Source organism: Thermodesulfobacteriota bacterium, assembly GCA_040753795.1.
Classification (GTDB): Bacteria; Desulfobacterota; Desulfobacteria; order Desulfobacterales; family Desulfosudaceae; genus JBFMDX01.
The window spans coordinates 370,427-396,393 of sequence record JBFMDX010000001.1 but is presented as its reverse complement, the minus strand read 5'-3'; the positions used below and the strand labels follow the sequence as shown (position 1 = coordinate 396,393).

Genomic DNA, 25,967 nt, shown 5'->3' with positions numbered 1-25,967 from the left:
CGGAAAATGCGGGTGGCAGCCGTTCAGATGACCGCGGCGCTTGGCGATGGGGAGAAAAACATCCGATCCGCCCGGCACCTGGCCGGGAAGGCATTTGTACAGGGGGCGGAACTGGTCATTCTGCCCGAATTTTTCCCTTCCGCCATGGGGTTTCATCCGGTCATGAACACCGTTGCCGAGGGCCCCGGAGGGCCTGCCCAGCGAATGCTCCACGAACTTGCCGCAAAACACAACGGCATCATCGGCGGCTCTCTGATCACAAAGACCGGGAGGCACCATCGCAATACTTTTTTTCTGGTCTTTCCGGATCGACAGACCTTCCGGCACGACAAAGACCAGCCCACCATGTGGGAAAACTGCTACTACCGGGGGGGATCCGACGACGGAGTGCTACACACCCCGGTCGGGGACATCGGCGTGGCCATGTGCTGGGAATTGGTCCGCTCCCGGACCGTTCGGCGGCTAATCAACCAGGTGGATCTGATCGTAAGCGGATCCTGCTGGTGGTCCCTGCCGGAAAAACGCCTGCCCGGTTTTTCCAAATCCGTAGAGGAAGAGAATAGATCGATCATGGCGGAAACACCGGCCCGGTTTGCCCGCCTGACCGGTTGCCCGGTGATCCACGCGGCGCACGCGGGAACATTTCACGGCCAGACGCCCCTGCTGCCCGGTTTCCCCTACGACTCTTTTTATCTGGGAGAGACACAGATCGTGGACGCCACCGGAACGGTCCTGGCGAGAATGAAACGCGAAGAGGGTGAAGGGTTCGTCATGGCTGATATCGCCGTGAAGCGGCAGCCGCCTTCCGAAAATCTCTCCAGGCGGTTCTGGATAGCCGATCTCCCGGCGCCGATCCGCCTGGCCTGGTGGTATCAGAACTTTCACGGAAAATGGTATTATCGCTACAGACGTCTCATAAAATCGCAGGCCAGCTGGAACATGACCTCCAGCAGATAATGGGCGGGCATTTCGCTGCCTTTCCCCTGGATCAGACCGATAATTTCCTTATAACCGGCCACGCTCTGTTTTAACTCCATGATCTGCTGAAGCTGGTCCAGGGACCGGGGATTGACATCAGGCTTGTTTTTGATTTTGTCGATGACTTCCCTGATCCGATCGGCCGACCCGAGATACAACTGCTCCTGATTCTGCTGGCTTTTGAATAATGCCTGCTGGAGTATAAGTTTTTTGATCGCCTTGTCGGCCCTTTTGCTCTCCAGAGAAAATTCCGTGATAAACAACTGCCGGACATTGTCCTGCAGGGCGACCCGGATGTTTCGCAATCGTTTGGCGTTTTTGCTCAAATTTTCCTGGAATTCTTCTTCGGCGGCGGCCCAGAAAATATTGTTCGCCTCCTTGAGAATGGCCTCCGGCGGCTGCTTGGCCTTCAGGGCCAGCTGAATTTTCCGGGTCAGCACCACCAGCTGCTTGGCCGTACGGTTAAAAAGGTAATCATTGATGATAATACCATAGATCATGGCCATGGTCGCGAACCAGTCCTGCAAAAAAAGCGCCCGGGGCAGATCACCGTAACCCGCCAGCAGGGTCTTGTTGGCGAACATGTTCGCCGGCGTCGCGTAAAACGGGGTGCCGCCCAGCTGGGGCTGGACGATCTTTCCGTCTTCAGGATTAAAATCAACGGCGGTTTCAACATCGATCAATCCGATCTTATAAGTCGCCGGAAAAGACAGAAAGGACGGATACCGGTCCGGGTCGCCGGCAACCAGCAGATTGTCGGGCTTAATGTCGCGGATGGCCACCCCCTTGTGTTTCAGCCAGGCCAGCAATTCAAGGGCGTTGGTGACAAGTCCCTCCATATACATCTTGTGCTGGGAAAAATTCACCGCCTGGATCGACTCGCCGACCATCTGCCGGTATTCGTCAATCACGTCCCGGTTTTTCCCTATGATATCCTTGAGCAGCGCGTTGAGCTGCGCGACAAAGTCCGGGGTCAAATCCCTCTCGTCCTTGTCGACCTGCAGCCCGGCCACATGCACAAAAAACCACTCCTGGGTTTTATACAGCAGCAATGACGGCGAGACGCTGGACCGGATCATCATTTTGCGCAGAAGCGTCTCGAATTCGGCATAAACACTTTTCAGATCCATTGCGATCTGAACGTTTTCCAGGCCGTAGCGGCCCTCGAATTTATCAAAGTCATCAATAATAGTAGGGTCTCTTAACAGTTCATCCTGAAGGCCGCCTTCAATATTATGAAACAGGGATACGGCGTCCGCCAGAAATACATACTTGGCCAGATCCATGAAATAGGCGAAACCACCGTTGATCATAAAATATTCCTGGAACTCCGGATTTTCCCTGAGCCACGCCTCGCATACCTTTTCCTGGTCTCTTTCCTCCATCGTCCCTTCAGCGGAAGCCGTAGCCTCAAGAAACGGTTGGTATTTATTGAGAATAACCCCCAGGCTGGGAATAATACATTCCCGCGGATGGAGCTTGTCGACAATCCGCCGCTCCTTTTTCATGCTGTTGATATAGGCATCAAAATCGGTAACAGGCGTGGGCGGGACTTTCACGACAATCTTGTTGTCGTAGATAACCAGAAAACATTTGCTTTTAGCGCCGGAATCCTCGCCGATAGGTCCGACGGTGAACCGTCGGGACCTCCAGGCGTTAAGGCCGGTCTTGACTTTTGCCGTATAGGTTTTCACCTTGGGGTTGAAACGACTGGATTCCAGGAAGGCTATTTCGGCACCGGCTCTTTTTTTAAGACCCAGCTGCTTTTTAAACAGATCGGCAAAACAATTAATGACTTTTTCTTCCAGCGTCAATTCATTGTCGGCCTTGGGCGAAACCTCAACATCGCCCGGATTCTGTTCAATCATATCAGGCATTGTGCTTTACGCCATCTTCATTGATAAAAACCCAATAATTATAAATATTATATTCAATTCCGACGATTACGGCAAGAATAATACACGGGTCAGATGCGGATCAGATCACCACACTGATGCTGTGTCGCTACCGAGAGGGTGGCGCGGGAAGACGTCAGCGCCTGCCCCACCATGGCAAGGGCTTTTTCACAGGTATTGTTTTCCTGGCTCAGATGGGCCAGGACCACATGGGCCAGACGGTCATGGTTTACCGCCAGCAGCAGCTCTCTGGAATCGTTATTGGAGAGGTGACCGGTTCTTCCCTTGATACGCTGTTTAACGGGCCAGGGATAGCTCCCGTCGATCAGCATATGCGGATCATGATTGGCCTCCAGAATCAGAAGCTGACAACCTTTGAGGTTTTCCCTGACAACGGCCGTGGCCACCCCCAGGTCCGTTGCCAGCCCCACTTTGGCTGTGTCCCGGCGGAAGGTAAAACCGGCCGTATCTGCCGCGTCATGGGACAGGGAAAAAGGATGGATATCGATCTGACCGATATGAAAGGCCTCACCGCACTCAAAATAACGATACGATTCTATTCGTCCCAGGCATGACCGGGCCGCCAGGCATGTTTTGCGGCTGATGTACACCGGCAGGCGATAACGACGGGCCATCACCCCGACTCCCTGGACATGATCCTGGTGCTCATGGGAAACCACCAGGGCCGTTAATACCCGGGGATCGATCCCCCGGGACGCCAGGCGGCGTTCTATTTCGGAACCGGAAAGACCAGCGTCGATAAGGAGAGAAGTTTGACCATCCGAGATAAACAGGCTATTGCCCCGGCTGCCGCTGGCCAGGACGCAAACGGAAAGGCCGGTGGGGCTTTCAATGTCTGCTGCCGATGTTATCAACGCCCTCCCCCTGATAAAGTCTTCTTGACCATTGCCTGACACCATCCGGCCCGCCGTATTCTCCTCAAAACCCGGTATGGCCGAAACCGCCCTCTCCACGGCTGGTGGAAGAAAGGGCCTCGACCAGCATGATTGTGGGGCTGCAGACGGACTGGATGACCATCTGCGCGATCCGATCTCCCCGGCGGACGGTGTAGGGATTTTTCCCGAAATTGATCAGGGCGACTTTGATTTCGCCGCGGTAATCGGCGTCGATGGTGCCGGGAGCGTTGACGATGCCGATGGCATGCCTGATGGCCAGACCGCTCCGCGGCCGGACCTGGGCCTCAAACCCGACCGGCAGTTCGACCGCGAACCCGGTCGGAATCAGGGCAACGGCGCCGGCAGCGATGGCCAGGTCCTCTGCCACCGCGGCCCGCAAGTCCATTCCCGAGGCATGCGGGGTCATGTATTCCGGCAGGGCGATGTCGCCGTCGGTTTCAGGCCTGACCCGGATGAACTTGACCACCGGCATATCTGGCATCACCACTCCTCAAACCGATTGTTCCGTTTTTCTTTATGACCGGTTTCGGGGGGGATGACCTTTTCTCGGTCCGTTGCCGGGTTTCTTGTGGAAATGTTCCTTGCGATCGCCCTCTTCCATATTTTCCGGAACCGGGAGCAGGGCTTTGCGGCTTAACCGGATCTTGCCGGAAGGATCGACTTCCAGCACTTTGACCTTCATCATTTCTCCGACCTTGATGATATCGGTAACGCTCTTGACATGATGATGGGCCAGCTCGGAGATATGGCAAAGACCGTCGGTACCTTCTTTTAACTGCACAAACGCCCCGAAGTCGGTTATTCTGACCACCGGCCCCTCGTAAATTTCTCCGGCTTCCGGAACCTTGCCGATTTCCTCTACCGCCGCCACGGCCCGCCGGGCATTTTCCTCGGTTTCGGCCGCGATCTTTACCAGTCCGCTGTCGTCCACTTCAATCCGGGTGCTGGTCGTCATCTGAAGTTCCCGGATCACCCGGCCGCCCGGGCCGATCAACTCCCGGATTTTATCCGGGTGGATATTGACCAGGTAAATGCGCGGAGCGTGGGGTGAAATATCTTCGCGATAACTGCCCAAGGCTTCCAGCATTTTATTCAGGACAAAAAGGCGGCCGGCTCTGGCCTGCTCCAGCGCTTTCTCCAGAATGTTCCGGGGAAGTTCCTTGATCTTGATATCCATCTGAAGGGCGGTAATCCCGTTATCGGTTCCGGTCACCTTGAAGTCCATGTCGCCGAAATGGTCCTCGTCGCCGAGGATATCGGTCAGGACCGCGACCCGGTCACCTTCCTTGACCAGACCCATGGCAATTCCGGATACCGGTGCCTTGATGGGAACGCCCCCGTCCATCAGGGCCAGGACACAGGAGCAGACCGTTCCCATGGAAGAGGAGCCGTTGGACTCCAGCACTTCCGATACCAGGCGGATGGTATAATCAAAATCCGCTTTGTCCGGCAGAATGGGCAGAATCGCCCGATGGGCCAGGTTGCCGTGGCCGATGTCCCGGCGGCTCGGTCCCAGCATCCGCTTGGTTTCGCCCACGGAAAACGGCGGGAAATTGTAATGCAGCATAAACGGCCGGGATTCGTCCCCGCCTAACGTTTCCACCCGCTGTTCATCCTGACCGGAACCGAGGGTCATCACCCCCATGACCTGGGTTTCTCCCCGGGTAAAGAGGGCGCTGCCATGGGTTCGGGGCAGGACGCCCACTTCACATTCCACCTTCCTGACTTCGTCAAACGCCCGGCCGTCAATGCGCCTGTTTTCCGTCAGCACGATGTCCCGGCTGACGGCTTTGACCAGGTCGGAAAATATCGCTTTCACCTCGCCGGCGCGCTCGGCGTAAGCTTCCCCCAGTTTTTCCAGCAGCGCCGTCCGGACTTTTTTCAAGGCGTCTTTTCTGGACATTTTATCGGCTGCCTCACCCAGTGCCCGGCGGATATCATGGCTGGCCGTCTCCCGGATCATCGCCATCAGCACCTGATCGGTTTCCGGCAGGGCAACGACTCGCTTCGACTTGCCGCACTGGGCTTTCAGCCGTTCCTGCATCTCGATCATCGGCTGCAGGGCCTGATGACCGAAATAGATGGCTTCGACCATTTCCGACTCACTGACCTCTCTGCTCCCGCCCTCCACCATGACCACGCCGGATTTCGATCCGGCCACGACGATGGATAAATCGCACTTTTCCAGATCGGTGTTGGTCGGGTTGGCCACCAGCCGGCCCTCCAGACGACCGACCCGGACCGCCGCGATGGGCCCGTCAAAAGGGATATCCGAAAGTTCCAGGGCTGCGGAAGCGCCCACGATCGCCAGCACATCCGGATCATTTTCGCGATCCATGGATAAAACCGTGGCAACGACCTGCGTTTCCAGATTGTATCCTTTCGGGAACAGCGGCCGAATGGGCCGGTCAATCAGACGGCAGGTGAGGGTTTCCTTCTCGCTGGGACGTCCCATTTCCCGCCTGAAATAATTTCCGGGAATTCTCCCGGCAGCGTAAATCTTTTCCATGTACTCCACGGAAAGCGGTAGAAAATCGGCGCCTTCACGGGGTGTTTCATCGGCCACCACGGTGACCAGGACAATGGTTTCGCCGTATTGGACCACCGCGGATCCCGAGGCCTGCTTGGCGATCTTGCCGGTTTTAATGGAAAAGGTTTTATGGTTGATGAGTGTTTCCTGAATGTATTCTTGCAATTTTCTCTCCTAATAAAAAAGCGGCTAACCACAACTGTCATTCGCAGTCAGCCGCATTGTCTGTTGTTCACTGGTATTTTTATAAATAAGGATAACGTCTAAAAAACATCCGGTAAGGAGAAGTCTCACTTACCTTCTCAGCCCGAGATCCTTGATAATCGTCCGGTACCGGTTGACATCCTTGTTTTTCACGTAATTCAACAGCTTTCGGCGCTGACCGACCAGCATCAGCAGTCCTCTGCGGGAATGGTGGTCCTTTTTGTGTACCTTGACATGCTCGGTCAGGTAGGCAATCCGATGCGTCAACAGCGCCACCTGGACTTCCGGTGATCCGGTGTCGGTATCATGCATCCTGAACTTTTGTATTAACTCTTTCTTGTCTTCCGTCGTAAAACTGCCCATTGAGCAAACTCCTTCCTTAATTTTAGTTCTTTTAATTTAAAAGTGATATATTACAAATCTTTTTCATTTACAAGTCAATTATAATTTGACGGCTCCGTAAAAAGTCGGATCGGAACGCAACCGGCCATCGCGGCTAAAAAGGCGACGGCGACCTGCCTTTTTCCGCTTGCGGGAAAACGCAACCATACCGGAAGGTTCCCCCCTGCCTGCGGATCACGGCCAGAAGGCGGCCGCTGCCGTCAACCAGCTTGCAGCAGCAGCCGGCGTCAACCGGCAGGTCCGGCGGGAGTGTGTCCTCTTCCAGGGACCGGCCATGCCCCACCAGCGCGGCCAGACCGTCATCCGCGACATAAGCGGGCATGTCCCGCAAAGCCTCACTCATTCCGATCAGCCGGCCGGCGGCACTGCCCTCCGCCGCCAGTTGTTCCAGTTCCGGCAATCCCGCGGCATCGGGCAGCCCGAAACCGCCGGCTTCCGTCCGGCGCAGGACCGTCAGGTGCGCCCCGCAGCCCAGGACCCGGCCGATGTCCCGGCACAGCGTCCGGATGTAGGTACCGGCGGAGCAGCGCACGGTAAAGTCGATAAACGGCAAATTAATACTCTCGACGGCAAGGGAAAATATATGGACGGGCCGCGGCGGTTTCTCCACCTTTATACCCTTCCTGGCGTAATGGTATAAGGGTTTACCCTGATGCTTCAGGGCGGAAAAACAGGACGGCGTTTGCTGAATGTTTCCCTCAAAAGCGCCACAGGCGGATCGGATGTCGGTTTCCGAATAATCCCCCGGGCGCACTTCCCGTGTCTGCACGACATTTCCCGTAAAATCGTCGGTGTCCGTTTCAATCCCCAGGCAAAGGGTGGCGCGGTATGTTTTATTGCCGTGCAGAAAAAACTCCGCCAGCCGTGTCCCGCGGTTGATCAGGCAGATCATCACGCCGGTGGCAAACGGGTCCAGGGTCCCGGCATGCCCGGCCTTCTCCGCTTTCAGTATTCTTTTTACCCGGGAAACCAGTTTCGCGGACGTGAGGTCCGGCGGCTTGTCGACAACGATAATTCCGTCCAATGGTCTTCGCAGGCCTTTTCAACCGTCAAAATCATCCGCCAGGCCGAGGATGGTGTCCCTGATGCCCTGCAGTGTAGTGGATATGTTGAAACCGGCCGCCCGGTGATGGCCGCCGCCGCCGAAAGCAGCCGCTATCTCGGCGACATCGATACTGCCGTCCGAGCGCAGGCTGACGTGAAAATCCGTAACGTCTTCCGGCAGCCCTTCCCGGCGCTGATCCGATTCCAGCGCCAGAGCCGATATTTTTACATCTTCGATGTGCTTGGCATAGTTCACAAACCGACCGACATGCTCCGGCTGCATGCCGCTTTTGCGAATCATCTCCTGGGTCGCCATCATGAAAGAGACTTTACGATTGGACGAAAGCGCAAACGTGTCCAGGACCATCCGCATGAATTTGATCCGCTCGGAGGAATAAGTGATGTAAATCCTCCGGGCGACCTCCGCCGGGTCAACACCCGCTGCCACCATCTCGCCGCAGATGGTAAAAGCGGCCGATGTCGTGTTGCTGAAGCTGAATGAAGCGGTATCCGTGATAATTCCCGTATAAATGGGGTAAGCGATTTCCGGGGTGATGGGAATCCCCATCATGCGTTTGATCAGCCGGTAGACAATCTCCGCAGTGGCGCTGGCCGTGTGTTCCACTATCCGGAACAGGCCGAAATGATCGTTGGAAAGGTGGTGATCGATGTTAATTACCGGGACATCGCCGATCCGGACCGACAGGGCGCCGATCCGATCCAGCCGGGTGCAGTCCATGACGACCACCACGTCATAGTCGGAGACGGGCCCCACGGCGGTGACCATTTTTTCGCTGCCGGGCAGAAAACGATAGGCCGGAGGAACCGTGTGCTCGTTATAAATAACGACCTGTTTCCCCAGGGACCGCATCGTATTTCCGAGCGCCAGGGCGGCGCCGATGGCATCCCCGTCCGGATGAATATGAGAAGCGATCAGTATATGTTGACTCTGTTTGAGCTGATTACTCGTTTCCTGGTACATGTTCCGATTTTATCTCTTCCAGCAGCCGATCAACCGACATACCGTAATCCAGGGACTGGTCATAGGTAAACCGGAGGTCGGGCATGTATTTCATCTTCAATCCAGCGGCCAGGGATTTCCGGATAAAGCCGGACGCTCTCCTGAAGCCGGCCCGGGCGTCCTTGCGCTCCCGCTCGCCGCCGTTTACGTTGTAGTAAATATAGGCGACACTCAAATCCGGGGACATGGTGACGCCTGTAATGGTGACCATCCGGATTCTCGGGTCCCGCAGGTTGTTTCGAAGATATTCGGAAATGCCCCGCTGGATATTTTTCCCGATCCGTGACGATCGTGGATAGGTTTTCATAATGATAAAATTTCCATCCTTGTATCGACAACCTGGGCCAGGGCCATGTCTTCGGCCATATTGAAAATCTTATCCACTTTGGAGTTGATCACCCCGTGATCGTTGCCGACCACCGCAAAGCCTATTTCCGCCCGCTGGTGGAGATCATTGGCACCGACCTCCGCCACGGAAAGGTTGAAAGCGTTGGCCAACCGGGCGATCATGGATTTCACCACCCGCCTTTTTTCCTTTAGAGAGCGGCAACCTTCTATTCTAATGACGATAACACCGACACCGACTACCATTATCCAATAATCTTAATCGATTACGGGTTTAATCTCTTCCTGATAATAACATTCAATGACATCGTTGACTTTTATATCGTTAAACTGCTCAATGCCGATGCCGCATTCCGAACCGCTCTTGACCTCCTTGACGTCGTCTTTATAGTGACGCAGGGATCCGACAATGCCGTCATAAATCACCACCCCGTCCCTGACCAGGCGCGCCTGCCGGCCTCTCTCGATTTTCCCGTCCAGGACGAAAGAGCCGGCGATCGATCCCTTCTTGGGGATGACAAACACCTCCCGGACCTCGGCCCGGCCCAGCGTATGCTCCTGATAGGTGGAAGACATCAGGCCGGTCACGGCCTCTTTGATATCCCCGATCAAATCATAAATAATGTTATAGTAGCGAATATCCACGTTTTCTTCGGCGGCCGCGGACTTCACTTTCCCGCTCGGCCGGACATTAAACCCCAGGATAATCGCGTTCGAGGCCGATGCCAGCAGAACGTCAGACTCGATAATCGCGCCGGCGCCGGAATGGATCACGTTGATCTGCACCTCATCGGCGCGGATCTTCATCAGGGCGTCTTCGATCGCTTCGCACGAACCATTGACATCGGCCTTGATGATCAGATTCAGGTGGCTGATATCACCGGCTTTCATCTGTTCGAAAAAATTCTCCAGGCTGACCCGGTTGTTCCGGGTCAAATCTTTGGCGCGCTGTTTCTGCATCCGGGTTTCGCTGACCAGTTTGGCGTTCTTTTCGTCTTCCAGAACGATAAACTCATCACCCGCGTCGGCCACCCCGTTCAGCCCGAACACCTCTACCGGAGTCGACGGCCCGGCGCTGTCGATGCGCCGTCCGGCGTCATCGACCATGGCCCGGATCTTCCCGTATTGGACGCCGCAGACGATGGTCTGCCCCACGGAAAGCGTTCCTTCCCGCACAAGAACGGTAGCCAGCGGACCCTGGCCCGGATCCATTTCCGATTCCAGTACGATTCCCCTGGCGTGTCTGTTCGGATTGGCTTTTAATTCCAGCATTTCCGATTGCAGCAGAATCATGTCCAGTAAGCTGTCGATACCGATCTTCTGCTTGGCGGAAACATTCACAAAAATTGTGTCACCGCCCCAATCCTCGGAAAGCAGGCCCTGGTCCGCCAGTTCCCGCTTGACCCGGTCGGTGTCGGCATGTTCCTTGTCGATCTTATTGATGGCGACAACGATCGGGACGTTGGCGGCCCGGGAGTGATTTATCGCTTCGATGGTCTGCGGCATGACGCCGTCGTCGGCCGCCACCACCAGGACCACGATATCAGTGGCCTGAGCCCCCCGGGAACGCATGGCGGTAAACGCCTCGTGACCCGGCGTATCCAGAAAGACGATGTCTCCCCTGTCCGTGTTCACTTTATAGGCGCCGATATGCTGGGTGATGCCGCCGGCTTCCGTCTCCGTTATCCGCGACTTCCGGATCACGTCCAGCAGCGACGTCTTGCCGTGATCCACGTGCCCCATAATCGTAACCACCGGCGCCCGGTGGACCATATTCTGGGGTTCATCCGCTGTATTTCCTTGCAATAAAATATCTTCCTCCCACATGGATGCTTTCTCAACTTCATACTCAAATTCAGCCGCCACCAGAACCGCCGTATCAAAATCCACGTTCTGGTTCACCGTCGCCATCACGCCCATCCTCATCAGCACGCTGATCACTTCGCCGGCTTTCACGCCCATCCTTTTTGCCAGATCGGAAACGGTAATCGACTCATCCATCTTCAGTCTCCGCTTGATGGCTTTCGGGGTGGTGATCATCGTTTTTCCGCTACCCGCCGGCCTGACTTTTCCCTTGCCTTTTTTCCGCAGACGGCCCCGGGGTTTGATATCGTATAAATCAGCGCCCTCCACGATCTCTTTGCGCTTGGAGGCCACTTTTTTCAGCACCAGGGCATCATCCGTCTCTTCGGTCTCGGATCGCTTCTGTTTTTTTCTGGCCTTCTTCGACGTTCTTCTGTCCGCTTCGGCGCCATCCTCCGGCAAAACCGGGATATCCACCGGAACACCGCCACCGGCCGGCACGTCTGGCCTTGCGTCTCTGGCAGGTGTGGTGGTCGCCTTATCTCTGGCTGCAGTTTTCAGCGGGGCGTCCAGGAACTTAATAATTTTGGCCGCCTGGGACTTCTTGACTTTGGCCTTTTTCTTCAGGCCCGCCGCCGCTTTTTCCTCGTCTTCCGGCGCAACCGCGGCGGCTTGTTCCGAGGCCGCCTGCTCCGGAAGAGGCTCGACCGCCTCTATCGAAACCGCTTCCGCCGGCTCCGCGGCATCCGCGGCAACGGCTTGCTCCGGTTTCTCTTCGGCAACCGCCGCCTCTTCCCCGTCCACCGGTGCTTCCGGAACCGCTTCTTCTGCCGAAGCCGCCTCCTCCGGGGTTACCTGTTCGATCTCCTCAGATTCCGGTTCCGGCTGGGCAACCGTTTTCTGTTTGCGTTTCCGGATAACGTTCGAGCCCACGCGCTTCTGCTCCATGGAAGCCGGTTTCCCGGTACTTCCGGCAAACAGCGACTGTTTGACCCTTTCCACCACGTCGTCTTCCAGGGTGCTCGTATGGCTCTTCCCCTCAATGCCCATCTCGGCAAGTCTGCTCAACAGCGCCTTGTTCTCCAAATTTAGCGCTCTGGCAAGTTCATATATTCTGGTTTTTGCCATTCGGCCTCCTGTTTTTTCCCCACACTACGCTTCCCACCGGCCTTACCCTGCCCGTCCTTCATCATTCCACAATGCCATGACCGGAATCCGAACCGGGCGATTCATTTCCATCGCCGGACCCGGTCCCGCCGTCCTCCGCCTCCGATGCGCCCCCGCCGTCCGCCTTCTCCTTCTCCACCAGAAGAGCGGCCTTTTCTATCAGCAGCGAGGCGGTTTCCTCATCAATACCTTCAACTTCCAGAAGGTCATCGGCTTTGGCATTGCTGACATCTTCAGCGGAAAAGAACCCCGCTTCACACAAGGCGGTCGCGATCTTTTCATCAACGCCCGGAATTTCCAGGAGAGAGCCATACCCCTTTTCCATGGTTTTATTATATATAGACTCACTCACCACATCAAGGTGCCAGCCCGTTAACTTCGAGGCCAGCTTGACGTTCTGACCGCGGCGCCCGATGGCCTGGGAATGGGTATCATCGGAAACAATGACCTCCATGCTGGAATTTTCCACATCCATGATGACGCGCGAAATTTGAGCCGGCGACAACGCGTTGCAGACGAATTTGGCCGTATCGATGTTCCAGGGGACAATGTCGATTTTCTCCCCCCGCAGTTCCTTGACAACGTTCTGAATCCGGCTTCCTCTGACGCCCACGCAGGCACCGACCGGATCGATATCGGCGTCATTGGACGCCACCGCGATTTTTGTTCTGGCGCCGGGTTCTCTGACCACCCCTTTGATGGAAATAATCCCTTCGCTGATTTCAGGCACCTCGGTTTTAAACAGGTTGACCACAAAATCCGGATGCGCCCGCGACAGCACGATCTGGGGGCCGGGGCCTTCCTGCTGGACCTTCATGATATTGGCCCTCAACCGGTCTCCGCGCCGAAAGTGCTCGCCGGGGATCTGCTCGCGGGAGGGAAGAATCGCCTCGGCCTCACCGATATTGACGATGACGTTCCCGCGGTCAATGCGCTGCACGATGCCGTTGATGATATCGCCCTCCTTGTCGATAAAATTTTTATAGACCATGCTGCGTTCGGCATCACTAATCTTTTGTATAATCACCTGCTTGGCGGATTGAGCCGCGATCCTGCCGAAGCTGCTGGTATCCATCTTGACCCCCAGGCTGTCGCCGACCTCACATTCCGAATCGAGCAGGCGCCCTTCTTCAATGCTGATCTGAAGACTGGGATCGGTCACCGTTTCAACCACTTCTTTAAACTGAAACACTTCTATTTCACCCGTGTTATCATCGTACATGGTTTCAATGTCGGTGACCGCGCCGAGCTTTTTCCTGGCAGCGGACTTCAACGCTTCCTCCAGCGCCTTGATAAGGACGTCACGATCAATCCCCTTATCCCGGCTGACCTGATCGACAACCCGTTTAATATCGTTTATTACCATCCGTTAACTCCATCGTCATTGACAAGTTGCGCTTTGGCGATCCCGTTAAAAGGAACGGCAAACTCCCGGTTATCTATCGCAAGCCTGACCATTCCTTCCGAGAGGCCAAGCAATACGCCCTTAAAGTTTCTCCGCCCGTCGATGGGGGCCCGGGCCTTTATCCTTATCGCCCTTCCCTTGAACCGCTCATAATCGCCCTGCCGCCACAGCGGCCGGTTTATACCCGCCGAGGAAACCTCAAGCGTATAGGCATCACTGTCGCCGCAGTAAACATCCAGGATGGCGTCCACCTGGCGGCTGACCCGGGCGCAATCATCCAGGGATACGCCGCCCGCCCGGTCCAGATAAAGCCGGAGAACGCGCCCGCCCTGCTCCCGGCGAAACTCAATGAGTGCCAGTTCCAGCCCTTCCGCTTCACACACCGGCTCTACCAGCCGCCGAACCGCTTCAATGCCAGCTTCGTCGCCGTCCCGCAACCGGAAGCCTTCTCCGGCTTGAGACGGTTTACCGGCCTGTGTGTCGGCTGATCCCATTGCCGCTCCCTCGCGTCTCTTTTTTACAACCTTTACAACAAAAAAACGGGCAGTTGCCCGTTTCCCTGATACCACCTCTCTGTTTACGGTCGATCCCGGCTTCCGAACCAGCCCTTACTGCCGTCAAACAAAAAGACCGAAACAACGGATTCCGCCCGAAGTCTGGAGCGGGCAACGAGACTCGAACTCGCGACACCAAGCTTGGGAAGCTTGTACTCTACCAACTGAGCTATGCCCGCTGCCTGTCTTTTTAATGACCTTATTTATATAAGATAAAAAAAACAGCCTGTCAAGCTAATAATTGCCGATAAAAGGTATTGTTCCCTGAATTATTCATATGATATCATAATTTTAAAGAACAGCCTGAATACCGAAGGGACGGCACGGCATACTTCTCCGTCACCCGGGCCGGCCCCGACGGAACTTAAAATAAGTGCATCTCATGCAAACCAGTTACTGGCCTGACGAATACGTTCGAAAAAAAAGGACCGCTGACGAAGCCGTATCGCTGCTCAAATCCGGGCGGCGGATTTTTATCGGCTCTTCATGCGGCGAGCCGCAGCATCTGGTCGACACCCTGGTGAATAAAGCCGATCATTTTTCTGACCTGGAAATCGTCCGGCTGATGGGACTGGAAAACTCTCCCATTACCCGACTGGCCAATCAGAACCAGCTGAACAGTTTTCACATCCGGAACATCTACCATGGTTCCGGGAATGCCAGGCATCTGGAACCCAGCCGGCCGTTTATAACCCCTATCAATTTATCGGCCGTTTCCGACCTGTTCCGTAAAAGGCAGCTTCCCCTTCACGCGGCCCTGATTCAAACCTCACCACCGGACGACTTCGGCTGGATGAGCCTGGGGGTTTCAGTGGACGTGGGGCTTGCCGCCGCCGACGCCGCCGATATCGTTATCGCCCAGGTCAACCCCCGCATGCCCCGGGTCCTGGGCCACAGCTTTATTCATGTCAATGATGTCGACTTTATTGTGGAAAAAGAGGAATCCCTGCTGACGGTAACCGATCTTCCCGAACTTCAATCGGCTCATAAAATCGCCCGACTGGTCGCCAACCTCGTTGAAGACGGCGCCACTTTCCAGTTGGGCCTGGGCGCCACGCCCAAATCCATTCTGCTGGCCCTTTCGGAAAAAAACGATCTGGGCGTCCATACCCAGTTTGTTATCGACGGCATCATGGACCTGGTTTCCCGCGGCGTCATCACCAACCGTTACAAAGGGCTGAATGAAGGTAAAATCGTGGCCAGCAACGCGGTGGGAACACAGAACCTGTACGAATTCGTCCACGACAATCCCTCCATTGAATTCTTCCCGGCGGATTACGTCAGCAATCCGGCGATCATCGCCCGCCATAACCGGATGATCGCCGTCAATATGGTCAAGGAAATGGATCTGACCGGACAGGCGTCGGTCGATGCCCTGCCCCATAATTATTTTGCCGGCGTTTCCAGCATCCTGGATTTCGTCCGCGGGACGGCAGCGGCCCCCGGGGGGAAATCCATTCTCCTGATTCCCAGCACTTCCGTGGACAAAAAAACCAGCCGGATCGTGCCGCGGCTGACCGGCAACGTGGTGGTGCCCATGAACGACGCGGCCTACGTGGTCAGTGAATACGGAGCGGTCAACCTGTTCGGCAAAAACCTGCAGGAACGGGCCACGGCCATGATCAGCCTGGCCCATCCTGATTTCCGGGAAGAGCTCTTCGATCAGGCCCGGCGTCTGGGGTTGCTGACATCCGGCCGCAGGCTGGGGGAAGCGCTTCGCGGCGTTTACCCGGCCGGGCTGGAGGAAACCCGGACCATCGACAACCGGGTCATTATGTTCCGCCCGGCCAAACCGGTCGATGACCGCCGTATCCAGGAGCACTTTTACAGCCTGGACAAACCGGACATCCTGGCCCGGTTCTTTCAGCACAAGACCTGCTTTTTCCGTAACGACATCGAAGGGATGTGCGAGATCGACTATATCAAGAACCTCACCCTCCTGGCGGTCACCGGCGAGTTCGGGTTCGGCGAGGTCATCGGCATCGGCGCCTACATGATGGAGTCCGCCGGCAACATCGCCGAGGTCGCCTTTTCAGTAAACCGGCAGTGGCGGGGGAAAAAAATCGCGGCCACCCTTTTAAAGAAGCTGGCTCAAGCCGCCCAGGAAAAGGGCATCGCCGGGCTGGTGGCCTATACCGAACCGACCAACACCGCCATGAAAAAACTGTTTGCCACCCTGCCCTTTTCCGTAAAGACCCGGCGGGACGGGGATATGCTGGTATTAACCTGCAGATTCCAAGGAGACGAATCATGACCGAATTCAAAAAAAGCTATGATGCCCACCTGGCCGATTTCCAGAAAACCGCGCATATTAAAGGCATGGACGCCTACCGGCAGCTTTACCGGGAATCCATCGACAGCCCCGATACCTTCTGGGCCCGGCAGGCCGAAGCCTATCTGACCTGGGACAGAAAATGGGATTTCGTCCTTCGTTATGATTTTACGGAAGCCCGAATTGAATGGTTCGGCGGCGGCAAGCTCAACGCCTCCTGCAACTGCCTGGACCGGCATCTGGAGAAGCTCCGGGATAAGACCGCCTATTTCTGGGAGGGCGACGACCCCGGCGAAACCAAAACATACACTTACGGCGACCTTTACCGGCAGGTCAACGCTTTTGCCGCCGCCCTGCGGGCCAGGGGCGTGAAAAAAGGCGACCGGGTGATTATTTACCTGCCCATGACCATTGAACTGCCGGTGGCCATGCTGGCCTGCGCCCGCATCGGCGCCATTCACAGCGTCGTGTTCGGCGGATTCAGCGCCGAAGCCATCGCCAACCGCATCGTCGACTGCGGCGCGAAAGTGGTGATCACGGCCGACGGCGGCTACCGGTCGGGAAAGCCGGTCGCCCTCAAGAAGAACGTGGACGAGGCCCTGAAAAAATGCCCCGACGTCAACACCGTCATCGTCGTCAACCGTGTCAACTCCGGCATCACGCTGGATTCGGCCAAAGAGTTCTGGTGGCATGAACTGGTGTCCGCGCCCGGGCTGCCGGACTATGTGGCGCCGGAGCCCATGGACGCCGAAGACCCGCTGTTTATCCTCTATACCAGCGGCAGCACCGGCAAACCCAAGGGCGTGGTGCATACCCACGGCGGCTACCTGGTGTACGCCGCCATGACCACCAGATGCGTCTTTGACCTGAACCCCGATGACATCTTCTGGTGTACGGCCGACATCGGCTGGATAACCGGTCACAGCTATATCCTTTACGGCCCGCTGATCAACGGCTTTACCAGCGTCATTTTCGAAGGCGTCCCCAGTTATCCCGATTTCGACCGTTTCTGGGCCATCGTGGAAAGATACCGGGTCAGCAAATTCTACACTGCCCCCACCGCCATCCGGGCTCTGGCCAAGGAGGGTGAGTCGCACGTGAAAAAACACGATCTTTCCAGCCTGCGGCTGCTGGGCACCGTGGGCGAACCCATCAATCCGGAGGCCTGGCGCTGGTATTACCACCACATCGGCCGTGACTGGTGCCCCATCATCGACACCTGGTGGCAGACCGAGACCGGCGGCCACATGCTCACCCCCCTGCCTGGCGTGGCCCCCATCAAGCCCGGCTCCTGCTCCTTTCCCTTTTTCGGCGTCGACCCGGTCATCATCGACGACACCGGCGAAGCGGTCAGGCATCCGGGAGAAGAGGGGCTTCTCTGCATCCGCAAGCCCTGGCCGGGAATGGCCCGGACGGTTTTCGGCGACCATGAACGGTTTATTTCCACTTATTTCAGCCAGGCGCCGGGCATGTACTTCACCGGCGACGGCGCCAGGAAAGACGAGGACGGTTATTTCTGGATTATCGGCCGCATCGATGATGTCATCAACGTGTCCGGTCACCGCCTGGGCACGGCCGAACTGGAGTCCGCCCTGGTGCTGCATGACCACGTGGCCGAGGCAGCCGTGGTGGGTTTCCCCCATTCGATCAAGGGGCAGGGCATTTACGCCTTTATCATCCTCAAGACCGGCCGCAAGCCGTCGGACGACCTGAAAAAAGAGTTGATCGCCCTGGTCCGCCGGGAAATCGGCCCCATCGCCACCATCGATGCCATCCAGTGGGCGGAAGGGCTGCCCAAAACCCGGAGCGGCAAGATCATGCGCCGCATCCTGAAAAAAATCGCGGCCAACAAGCTGGATGAACTGGGCGACACCTCCACCATCGCCGACGAGACGGTCATCGATAAGCTGATCAAAAACAAAATAGACATTAACTCCCTGTAACCGGATTCAGCAAAAAGGCCCCGCTTATGAGCCGAACCATCGCCGTCGCCAGGGACGACCGCTTTCTGCTGCACAAAACCGGCCATTCCCATCCGGAAAGCCCGACCCGGTTGAGTTCCATCTACCGGATGCTCGACCAGTTCTTCGACGGGCAATTGCTGACGGTGACTCCGCGGCCGGTCACCCTGGACCAGGTGGAGCTGGTCCATACCCCCGGTCACGTCAGAAAACTGCTGAAAACCGCGGAGCAGAAAGTCACCAGCCTGGCGCCGGACAGCCCGGTCAGCAGCCAGTCCTATCTGGCGGCCTGGCTGGCGGCCGGCGCCTGCGTTCAGGGCATCGATCATCTCATGAACGGCGACTGCCGGGCGTTTTTCGCCCTGGTCCGCCCCCCCGGCCACCACGCCCTGCCGGACCGGACCATGGGCTTCTGCCTGCTCAACAACCTGGCCATCGCCGCCCGTTATGCCCAGATGCGATACTCCCCGAGACGGATTCTGATTATCGACTGGGACGCCCACCACGGCAACGGGCTACAGCAGGTGTTTTACGGGGAAAAGGAAGTGTTTTATCTGTCGTCCCACGACCCGGCCATGTTTCCATACTCCGGGGGAATCGCCGATACCGGCGAAGGCCGGGGCCGGGGATTCACTCTGAATATGCCCCTGCCCCGGGACCTGACGGACGCAGACGTGGACTTCCTTTACCGCGCCGTCCTGCCGGCGGTTTTTGAGGGATACAACCCCGAACTGATTCTGGTGGCGGCCGGATTCGACGCCCATGCCGACGATCCGCTCGGCCGCTTTCTCTGGACCGAGAACGCCTATTTTCTCCTGACAAGCCTGATCGTCCGGCTGACTGACAGGGCCGGCGGTATTCCCGTGCTGCTGTCGCTCGAGGGCGGATATGACCCGGGAGCCAACGCCGCCTCGGTCAGGGCCGTCCTGAACGCCCTGGTGACGGCGGATGAAGCGGCGGCCGTCGGCGATTCCGTCCCGGCCCATCCGGAGCAGGTCCACGAACTGCTGGAATCGGTTTTTGCGACCCATCGGCCACTAGGAGTCCTGTCATGATCAAAGCCCGGGTACCGGCCCAGAATCCCGGCGCCAACCTGCGCCATTATGAAAAGATGCGCCAGTCGTTTCTCTGGTCGGACATCGATATCGAATTGGGACTGGACGCGGGGATCGGTGTCAATATCATCGGCGAATCCCTTGACAAGTGGGCCGCCCATCCGGAAAAAAACAGCCGGCCGGCCCTGATCTTTGAAAAAAACGGCCGCACCACGGTCTTCACATACCGTCAGCTCCGGGACATGTCCGCCCGCTGGGCGGTCTTTTTTACCCGAAACGGGCTGGCGGCCGGCGACCGCCTGATGATTTACCTGCCCCCCTGCCGGGAATTCTTTTTTGCCGTCGCCGCCTGCGCCCGGGCCGGTATCGTTTTCTGCCCGGTCTTTGCCAGTTCCGGATATCATGAGCTGGAAACCCGGCTGGCCGACATCTCGCCCCGGGCCATCCTGACCACCCCGGATTTAGTCGAAAACATACCACCGGATGACGCCGCCGCCGCCGGCCTGATTTTCCTCACCGGAACCGGCCCCGGCATCTACCGCAACGAAATAGAGGTCGGAAACTTACCAGACGCACTCCCGGCCGACTATCCCCCCCGGCGGTTGTCCGGGGACGCGCCGCTGTACATCATTTACACCTCCGGTTCCACCCGGCCGCCCAAAGGGATCATCCACAGTCACGGCGACCTGATCGGCATTTACGCCTCGGCCCGGTGGGCCCTGGATCTGTCCGACGGGGATGTCCTCTGGACGGACGCCGATCCGGCCTGGGTGACCGGCACGGTCTACGGCGCCTTTGCGCCCTGGCTGTGCGGCGTCACCTCGGTGATTTCCGAATCCCCGCTTACCGCCGCCGGCTGCTTCCGGACGCTGGAAACCAGCCGGATCACCGTCTGGTACACCACCCCCCACACCATCCGGACGCTCATGGATGCCGGCGACGACCTGCCCTCCCGCTACAACTTGAGCGCCCTGCGCCACCTGGCCACGGTGGGATCGCCGCTGATGCCGGATCTGTTCTACTGGGTCAGACAGCACCTGGGGAACAGCCCCCATGACAACTGGTGGATGTCGGAAACCGGCATCATCTGCCTGGCCAATCTGCCGGCCCTGGATATCAAGCCGGGCGCCATCGGAAAACCGCTGCCCGGTATCACCGCCGCCATTCTGGACGACAACGGCGATGAACTGCCGTTTCTCTCCCTGGGACAACTGGCGCTCAAACCCGGATGGCCGGGAATGATGCGGGGGCTATGGCAGGACCGGGAACGATACGAGGCCTATTTTGTCAACGGCTGGTTCGTGACCGGCGACATCGCCCTGCAGGACGAAGAAGGATACTTCTATCACCAGGGCCGCCTGGACGACATTCTCAAAACCGCTGAAAATCGGACCGTCGGACCGTTCGAAATCGAACAGGCCCTGTGCCGTCACCCGGCGGTGGCGGAAGCGGCGGTAATCACCAAGGGAGAAAACCGGGAAACGGGCACGTCGGCCCTGAAAGCCTTTGTCATCGTCAAAAAAGACCAGCGTCCGTCCCGGCGCCTGAACCAGGAGATCAAACTGTTTCTCAAGGCCAGCATCGCTCCGGACATCCACATCGACGATATTTCGTTCGTCGAAACGCTTCCCCGAACCCGCACCGGCAAACTTCTCCGCCGGGTTCTTCGCGCCTGGGAACTGGGACTTCCCGGAGGAGATGCCGCCAGCATGGCGGACTGAACCGGCCGGAACGAGTCGGTTTCAAAATCCTCTGGAAAACTAAAGTCTTGACAAAAACACCTGGCCGGCTATACATTTGCCCTATCGGTTCAGCATTCAAAAAATAATCCAAAACCCAAAAGGTGAGCTATGGCAGGCAGAAAAACGCGTGTTTCATCATTGGTTATCATACTGGCCGGTTGCTTTTTCTTAACCTTTCTGGCTGTTGCCGAGGAAAATCAGCCGACCGCCGGGCAAAACGAGCCGATCGTCGAAGAAGGCCTGCAACAGGATGAGTATAACCCGGGATTCTATTATACGGTCAAAAAAGGGGATACCCTCTGGGACCTTTCCCGAAAATTTTATGATTCAGAATGGCAGTGGCCGGCCATGTGGGGACAGAACAAGGACATTACCAACCCTCACCGGATTTATCCGGGACAACGCATCCGGCTGTATCAGCGCACGGACGCCATTCGCCAGCCGGCAGTCCAGGAGGCGCCGATGGCGGCGGCCGAACAACCGGCGGCCGAACCCCAGGCGGCCCCCGCCGAGTCGCCGGCCCTCACGGTTTATTACATGTTTCCCGGGATCTCCTACCTCGGATTTGTCCTCAAACTCGATCGGCCCGAATCACTTACCGACAACCCGGTCAAGGATCCATTGGCCATCGGCAGGATCATGAAAGCCGAAGGGGAAGCCAAAGAGATGATCAGCCAGGACGATACGGTTTATATTGATCCCGTGTCTCCGCCCGGAGCGGACAACGCCTTTATCATCGGCAATCTTTATTGCATCTACGCCCCACTGACACTGGTCAAGGACCCGAGGACCGGAGACTATGCCGGGCACCAGTATCAAATCATCGGCGCGGCGGAAGTCACGGCTGTTACGGAACAATATGTAAAGGCGAAAATCATCAAGTCCTTCGACACCATTTTTGCCGGATGTTTTGTCATGCCGATGGAAAAACGGGACAAGGAAATCGCGATCATACCCGCCCCCGAGGGGTTGACCGGCGAACTGCTCCTGGACGAGGACCATACCGAAATGTCCAGCGAATACTCAATTGTGTTTCTCAACAAGGGAGAAAAGGACGGGGTCAAGCCGGGACAGCGATTTGCGATTTACCATCAGGACAGGGGAGAAATCGACGGGAAAGAAGTGATGCTTGACCAGTTTGTCTTCGGCGAAGCCATTGTGCTGCTCACCAAAGAGACAACAGCGACCGCCATCATCACCAAATCGATAAAGCCTATCAGCAGCGGGGATTTGTTTAAAAGCACCCTGTAAAAGCCGCTATTCCCAGGTCACCCGGAGGACCTCCTGATAGGTGGTGTCGCCGTTGAGCATTTTTCTGATGGCGTCCTCCCGCAGGGTGTGCATGCCCTCATCCCGGCTGATGGCCTGTATTTTGTGCAGATCGGCCCGCGCCGTCGTCACCTTTCTGATGGCCTCACTGTAAGGCATCAGTTCAAAAATACCGATTCTTCCGCGATAGCCCGTGTTACGGCACTTGACGCACCCCCGGCCGTGATACAGCCGGATATGTCCGACCTTCCCGGTCTGAATGCCCATTGCTTCCATTTCATGCGCGTCCATCTCGAACGATTCCCGGCAGTCATTGCAGATCCGCCTGACCAGGCGCTGGGCCATCACGCCGGCCAGGGTGGCCTGAATGAGAAAATGCTGAATCCCCATGTCCAGCAGCCGGACAATGGCCGACGGCGCGTCGTTGGTGTGCAGCGTGGACATGACAAAGTGACCGGTCAACGACGCCTGAACCGCGTTCTGGGCCGTCTCCAGGTCTCTCATTTCACCGATCATGATGATGTCCGGGTCCTGGCGCAGGATATGCCGCAGAATGGACCCGAAAGTGATGCCGGCCAGGGGCTGAACCGCGATCTGGTTGAACTGTTCATGAATCATTTCGATGGGATCTTCCACGGTCACAATATTCACGTCCGGCGTAGACAGGTACCGCAGGGTGGAATACAGGGTCGTGGACTTGCCGCTTCCCGTGGGACCGCAGACCAGGAGGACCCCGTTGGGCTTGTTGATAATCTGCTGATACGCGGCCAGTTCATCCTTGGCAAAGCCGAGTCCTTCCACATTCTGCATCAGGATTTCCGGGTCCATGACGCGCATGACCAGTTTTTCGCCGAAAGCGACGGGTACCGTGGACACGCGGATTTCCGCCTCGGTTTTATCCCGTTCCATCTTGATGCGACCGTCCTGGGGTTTCCGTTTTTCCGCCATGTCCATCCGGGCCATGTTCTTGATGCGGCTGACGATGGCGTAATGAACTTTTTTGGGGATTTTATACACCGAATGCAGAACACCGTCGATCCGCATCCGGATCTCGGTCACGTTCCGTTTCGGCTCGATATGAATGTCGCTGGCGCGCTGGTCAAAGGCATAGGCGAAAAGATGGTTGACGGCGTTGACGATATGGCTGTCGTTGGAGGGAAGTTCATCCTCGCCGACCATGCTGACGAACTGCTCCAGATTGCCCAGATCCACGGCCGGCGCTTCAAACTGAATCGCCGCCGCCGCGATGGACCTCTTGAAACCGAAAAATTCATTGATCGTGCGGATGATATCCGATTTGGTGCTGACCACCGGGGCCACCCGCTTATGAGCCACGCGGGCGATATCGTTGAGGACTTCCATGTTAAACGGGTTGGGAGTTGCGACGATCAGGCTGTTCTTTTCAATAGCAATGGGAACCGCCAGATAGTTCATGGCAAAGGAACGAGGGATGGTGTTGGTGACCAGCTCCAGATCGAGCTTGACCGGATCGATCTTCTTGTAGGGGATGCCCCATTCGTCGGCCAGGAGCTGAAAAATCAGCTCCTCATCCACCTGCCCGATCTCCTTGTCGCTCCGGGGCAGATTCATGGCCACGATAACATCCACGATGGTAACCGGGTTATTAATCCGGATACCCGATGGCGCCGAAGCCGCCCGGACGCTTCTCCGTTTTTCCAGCGATTCCCTGACACTGTGCTGGTTTTTGAGGATTTCTTCGGCGCTGCTCCGGCTGATTACCCCTTTTTTGAGAAGCAGCTGGCAGATTTTCTTGGGTGGCAATATTTTTTGAAGTTCATCGTCCATAACGTCAGCCCATGATTGTCGGATTGATGGTCGTTTCCACACAAACCTTTTTATTTATGGCATTATTACCATAAACGCCCCCGGGGTTCAAGGACATTACGCAGGATGGCCGACCCTGCTACCGGAAGGATCGGCCGCAAAAAAGTACCCAAGCCGGGAGAGTGCCTTGCAATTTCCGCGACGGCAGGATAATCTCCGGATAAAGACACGGGCCGTCTCTGCGGGCGGCCAGATGAGGACAGGACACATGAATCCCAGGATTTTCAGGGAATATGATATCCGTGGAATCGCGGAAGAAGATTTCAGCGGGGACGACGTGCTGCTGCTGGGAAAGGCCATCGGCACCTACCTGCAAAAACATGGCCGGTCTCTGGCGGCTGTCGGCCGTGACTGCCGGCTGACATCGGATGCTTACGCCGGGCAGATCATCCGGGGGTTGCGTGAAACGGGTTGCGATGTGCTGGACATCGGCGTCTGTCCCACACCGGTTTTCTACTTTGCCATCCATCATTTCTCGACGGGCGGGGGCATCATGGTGACCGCCAGCCACAATCCGCCGGCCTACAACGGATTCAAGCTCTGCCTGGGTCTGGACTCCATCTTCGGCCGGGAAATCCTGAAAATAAGGGATATGATCGACAGCCGGTCCTTTTTAAAAGGCGCTGGCGCCTTATCGCCGGCGGACGCGGTCACGCCTTATAAGTCCTTTGTTAAAAAGGGCGTCTCCCTGAGCAGGCCCCTGCGGGTCGCGGTCGATGCCGGCAACGGGACCGCCGGGGTGGTGGCCGTACCGATCCTGCGGGACCTGGGCTGCGAAACCCACGACCTTTACTGCGACATGGACGGCCGCTTTCCGAATCATGAGGCCGATCCGACCATTCCGGACAACCTGACGGATCTGATCTCCCTGGTGCGGGGGAAAAAACTGGACCTGGGCATCGGTTATGACGGCGACGGGGACCGCATCGGCGTGGTGGATGAAACCGGCCGGATCATCTATGGAGACCGGCTGATGATCCTCTTTGCCCGGGAAATTCTATCCCGCAAGCCGGGCGCCACCTTTGTCTCGGAAGTCAAATGCTCCCAGGTGCTGTACGATGATATCCGCCGTCACGGCGGACAGGCCATCATGTGGAAAGCCGGCCACTCCCTGATCAAAACCAAAATGAAACAGGAGAAGGCGGAACTGGCGGGGGAGATGAGCGGCCACATTTTCTTCGCCGACCGGTACCTGGGATTTGACGACGCCATCTACGCCTCCTGCCGGCTGCTGGAACTGATGGCCGACTTCGGCCGACCCCTGTCGGACCTTCTGGCCGACATCCCCGAAACCTTCACCACGCCGGAGATCCGGGTCGACTGTCCGGACGATGAAAAATTCGATCTGGTCGACAGGGTGCGGGATGACTTGAAGGCCCGGTACCATGTGATCGACATTGACGGGGTCAGGGTTCTGTTTGATGACGGCTGGGGCCTGGTTCGCGCCTCCAACACCCAGCCGGCGCTGGTCTTACGATTTGAAGCCCTGACCGGGCAGCGGCTGTCCGACATCCGGTCGCTGGTGGAAGGCGTGGTGGAAAAGTACAAACAACGGTGA

At 57.0% G+C, this 25,967-nt stretch carries 20 protein-coding genes and 1 tRNA gene; 7 read left to right on the top strand and 14 right to left on the bottom strand.

Annotated features, from left to right (window positions below):
• The first annotated feature begins 6 nt into the window (after positions 1 to 6).
• Positions 7 to 957 (top strand): carbon-nitrogen hydrolase family protein, encoded by a 951-nt coding sequence (locus AB1724_01750; GenBank protein ID MEW6076515.1) that lies wholly within the window; start codon positions 7 to 9, stop codon positions 955 to 957.
• On the opposite strand, the gene AB1724_01745 is transcribed toward AB1724_01750, so the two are convergent.
• The 13 genes from AB1724_01745 to AB1724_01685 form a co-directional block, all read right to left on the bottom strand.
• Entirely contained in the window at positions 903 to 2,846 is a 1,944-nt protein-coding gene (locus AB1724_01745) for a hypothetical protein (GenBank protein ID MEW6076514.1), read from the bottom strand. The two genes, AB1724_01750 and AB1724_01745, sit on opposite strands and share 55 nt — an antisense overlap.
• A gap of 98 nt (positions 2,847 to 2,944) precedes the next feature.
• Positions 2,945 to 3,748, bottom strand: a complete 804-nt coding sequence (locus tag AB1724_01740) for an MBL fold metallo-hydrolase (protein ID MEW6076513.1) — start codon at positions 3,746 to 3,748, stop codon at positions 2,945 to 2,947.
• Between the two features lie 64 nt (positions 3,749 to 3,812).
• A complete protein-coding gene (dut, locus tag AB1724_01735; GenBank protein MEW6076512.1) occupies positions 3,813 to 4,262 on the bottom strand; it encodes a dUTP diphosphatase in 450 nt (149 codons plus the stop codon).
• 42 nt (positions 4,263 to 4,304) lie between these two features.
• On the bottom strand, positions 4,305 to 6,485 hold the full coding sequence (locus AB1724_01730) for a polyribonucleotide nucleotidyltransferase (protein MEW6076511.1): 2,181 nt from the start codon (positions 6,483 to 6,485) through the stop codon (positions 4,305 to 4,307).
• 129 nt (positions 6,486 to 6,614) lie between these two features.
• Positions 6,615 to 6,887 carry a 30S ribosomal protein S15 gene (gene rpsO, locus AB1724_01725; GenBank protein MEW6076510.1) on the bottom strand — a complete coding sequence of 91 codons (273 nt, stop codon included), beginning with the start codon at positions 6,885 to 6,887 and terminating at the stop codon, positions 6,615 to 6,617.
• 133 nt (positions 6,888 to 7,020) lie between these two features.
• Positions 7,021 to 7,950 carry a tRNA pseudouridine(55) synthase TruB gene (gene truB, locus AB1724_01720; protein MEW6076509.1) on the bottom strand — a complete coding sequence of 310 codons (930 nt, stop codon included), beginning with the start codon at positions 7,948 to 7,950 and terminating at the stop codon, positions 7,021 to 7,023.
• An 18-nt stretch (positions 7,951 to 7,968) separates the two neighbouring features.
• Positions 7,969 to 8,952: a bifunctional oligoribonuclease/PAP phosphatase NrnA gene (locus AB1724_01715; GenBank protein MEW6076508.1), complete on the bottom strand. Its 984-nt coding sequence runs from the start codon at positions 8,950 to 8,952 to the stop codon at positions 7,969 to 7,971.
• Positions 8,933 to 9,298 (bottom strand): 30S ribosome-binding factor RbfA, encoded by a 366-nt coding sequence (gene rbfA, locus AB1724_01710; GenBank protein MEW6076507.1) that lies wholly within the window; start codon positions 9,296 to 9,298, stop codon positions 8,933 to 8,935. Before rbfA ends, AB1724_01715 begins: the two co-directional genes overlap by 20 nt.
• Positions 9,295 to 9,582: a DUF503 domain-containing protein gene (locus AB1724_01705; protein ID MEW6076506.1), complete on the bottom strand. Its 288-nt coding sequence runs from the start codon at positions 9,580 to 9,582 to the stop codon at positions 9,295 to 9,297. Before AB1724_01705 ends, rbfA begins: the two co-directional genes overlap by 4 nt.
• A 12-nt stretch (positions 9,583 to 9,594) precedes the next feature.
• On the bottom strand, positions 9,595 to 12,267 hold the full coding sequence (infB, locus tag AB1724_01700) for a translation initiation factor IF-2 (GenBank protein ID MEW6076505.1): 2,673 nt from the start codon (positions 12,265 to 12,267) through the stop codon (positions 9,595 to 9,597).
• 61 nt (positions 12,268 to 12,328) lie between these two features.
• Positions 12,329 to 13,672: a transcription termination factor NusA gene (gene nusA / locus AB1724_01695; GenBank protein MEW6076504.1), complete on the bottom strand. Its 1,344-nt coding sequence runs from the start codon at positions 13,670 to 13,672 to the stop codon at positions 12,329 to 12,331.
• Positions 13,666 to 14,205: a ribosome maturation factor RimP gene (gene rimP / locus AB1724_01690; GenBank protein MEW6076503.1), complete on the bottom strand. Its 540-nt coding sequence runs from the start codon at positions 14,203 to 14,205 to the stop codon at positions 13,666 to 13,668. Before rimP ends, nusA begins: the two co-directional genes overlap by 7 nt.
• A gap of 163 nt (positions 14,206 to 14,368) precedes the next feature.
• A tRNA-Gly gene (locus AB1724_01685) sits at positions 14,369 to 14,444 on the bottom strand.
• Between the two features lie 203 nt (positions 14,445 to 14,647).
• Between AB1724_01685 and AB1724_01680 the strand changes: the two genes are divergently transcribed.
• The 5 genes from AB1724_01680 to AB1724_01660 all read left to right on the top strand — a co-directional run bounded on the left by AB1724_01680 (position 14,648) and on the right by AB1724_01660 (position 22,546).
• On the top strand, positions 14,648 to 16,519 hold the full coding sequence (locus tag AB1724_01680) for a GNAT family N-acetyltransferase (GenBank protein ID MEW6076502.1): 1,872 nt from the start codon (positions 14,648 to 14,650) through the stop codon (positions 16,517 to 16,519).
• Entirely contained in the window at positions 16,516 to 18,480 is a 1,965-nt protein-coding gene (gene acs / locus AB1724_01675) for an acetate--CoA ligase (protein ID MEW6076501.1), read from the top strand. The genes AB1724_01680 and acs overlap by 4 nt, the downstream gene beginning before the upstream one ends.
• 26 nt (positions 18,481 to 18,506) lie before the next feature.
• The gene (locus tag AB1724_01670) at positions 18,507 to 19,553 is read left to right on the top strand and encodes a histone deacetylase (GenBank protein MEW6076500.1); all 1,047 of its coding nucleotides are present in this window, start codon (positions 18,507 to 18,509) and stop codon (positions 19,551 to 19,553) included.
• Positions 19,550 to 21,274 carry an AMP-binding protein gene (locus tag AB1724_01665; protein ID MEW6076499.1) on the top strand — a complete coding sequence of 575 codons (1,725 nt, stop codon included), beginning with the start codon at positions 19,550 to 19,552 and terminating at the stop codon, positions 21,272 to 21,274. The genes AB1724_01670 and AB1724_01665 overlap by 4 nt, the downstream gene beginning before the upstream one ends.
• A gap of 129 nt (positions 21,275 to 21,403) precedes the next feature.
• Entirely contained in the window at positions 21,404 to 22,546 is a 1,143-nt protein-coding gene (locus tag AB1724_01660; protein ID MEW6076498.1) for a LysM peptidoglycan-binding domain-containing protein, read from the top strand.
• A 6-nt stretch (positions 22,547 to 22,552) separates the two neighbouring features.
• On the opposite strand, the gene AB1724_01655 is transcribed toward AB1724_01660, so the two are convergent.
• Positions 22,553 to 24,370 (bottom strand): GspE/PulE family protein, encoded by a 1,818-nt coding sequence (locus AB1724_01655; GenBank protein MEW6076497.1) that lies wholly within the window; start codon positions 24,368 to 24,370, stop codon positions 22,553 to 22,555.
• A gap of 247 nt (positions 24,371 to 24,617) precedes the next feature.
• Here AB1724_01655 and AB1724_01650 point away from each other — a divergent pair, with 247 nt between their 5' ends.
• Positions 24,618 to 25,967, top strand: coding sequence for a phosphomannomutase/phosphoglucomutase (locus tag AB1724_01650; GenBank protein MEW6076496.1), 1,350 nt, complete (start codon positions 24,618 to 24,620; stop codon positions 25,965 to 25,967).

Coding starts and splice junctions, on each gene's coding strand:
- AB1724_01670 (MEW6076500.1), top strand. CDS start 18,507: ATGAGCCGAACCATCGCCGTCGCCAGGGACGACCGCTTTCTGCTGCAC.
- acs (MEW6076501.1), top strand. CDS start 16,516: ATGACCGAATTCAAAAAAAGCTATGATGCCCACCTGGCCGATTTCCAG.
- dut (MEW6076512.1), bottom strand. CDS start 4,262: ATGCCGGTGGTCAAGTTCATCCGGGTCAGGCCTGAAACCGACGGCGAC.
- AB1724_01705 (MEW6076506.1), bottom strand. CDS start 9,582: ATGGTAGTCGGTGTCGGTGTTATCGTCATTAGAATAGAAGGTTGCCGC.
- rbfA (MEW6076507.1), bottom strand. CDS start 9,298: ATGAAAACCTATCCACGATCGTCACGGATCGGGAAAAATATCCAGCGG.
- AB1724_01650 (MEW6076496.1), top strand. CDS start 24,618: ATGAATCCCAGGATTTTCAGGGAATATGATATCCGTGGAATCGCGGAA.
- AB1724_01660 (MEW6076498.1), top strand. CDS start 21,404: ATGGCAGGCAGAAAAACGCGTGTTTCATCATTGGTTATCATACTGGCC.
- AB1724_01655 (MEW6076497.1), bottom strand. CDS start 24,370: ATGGACGATGAACTTCAAAAAATATTGCCACCCAAGAAAATCTGCCAG.
- nusA (MEW6076504.1), bottom strand. CDS start 13,672: ATGGTAATAAACGATATTAAACGGGTTGTCGATCAGGTCAGCCGGGAT.
- infB (MEW6076505.1), bottom strand. CDS start 12,267: ATGGCAAAAACCAGAATATATGAACTTGCCAGAGCGCTAAATTTGGAG.
- rimP (MEW6076503.1), bottom strand. CDS start 14,205: ATGGGATCAGCCGACACACAGGCCGGTAAACCGTCTCAAGCCGGAGAA.
- AB1724_01680 (MEW6076502.1), top strand. CDS start 14,648: ATGCAAACCAGTTACTGGCCTGACGAATACGTTCGAAAAAAAAGGACC.
- AB1724_01745 (MEW6076514.1), bottom strand. CDS start 2,846: ATGATTGAACAGAATCCGGGCGATGTTGAGGTTTCGCCCAAGGCCGAC.
- AB1724_01665 (MEW6076499.1), top strand. CDS start 19,550: ATGATCAAAGCCCGGGTACCGGCCCAGAATCCCGGCGCCAACCTGCGC.
- AB1724_01715 (MEW6076508.1), bottom strand. CDS start 8,952: ATGTACCAGGAAACGAGTAATCAGCTCAAACAGAGTCAACATATACTG.
- rpsO (MEW6076510.1), bottom strand. CDS start 6,887: ATGGGCAGTTTTACGACGGAAGACAAGAAAGAGTTAATACAAAAGTTC.
- AB1724_01750 (MEW6076515.1), top strand. CDS start 7: ATGCGGGTGGCAGCCGTTCAGATGACCGCGGCGCTTGGCGATGGGGAG.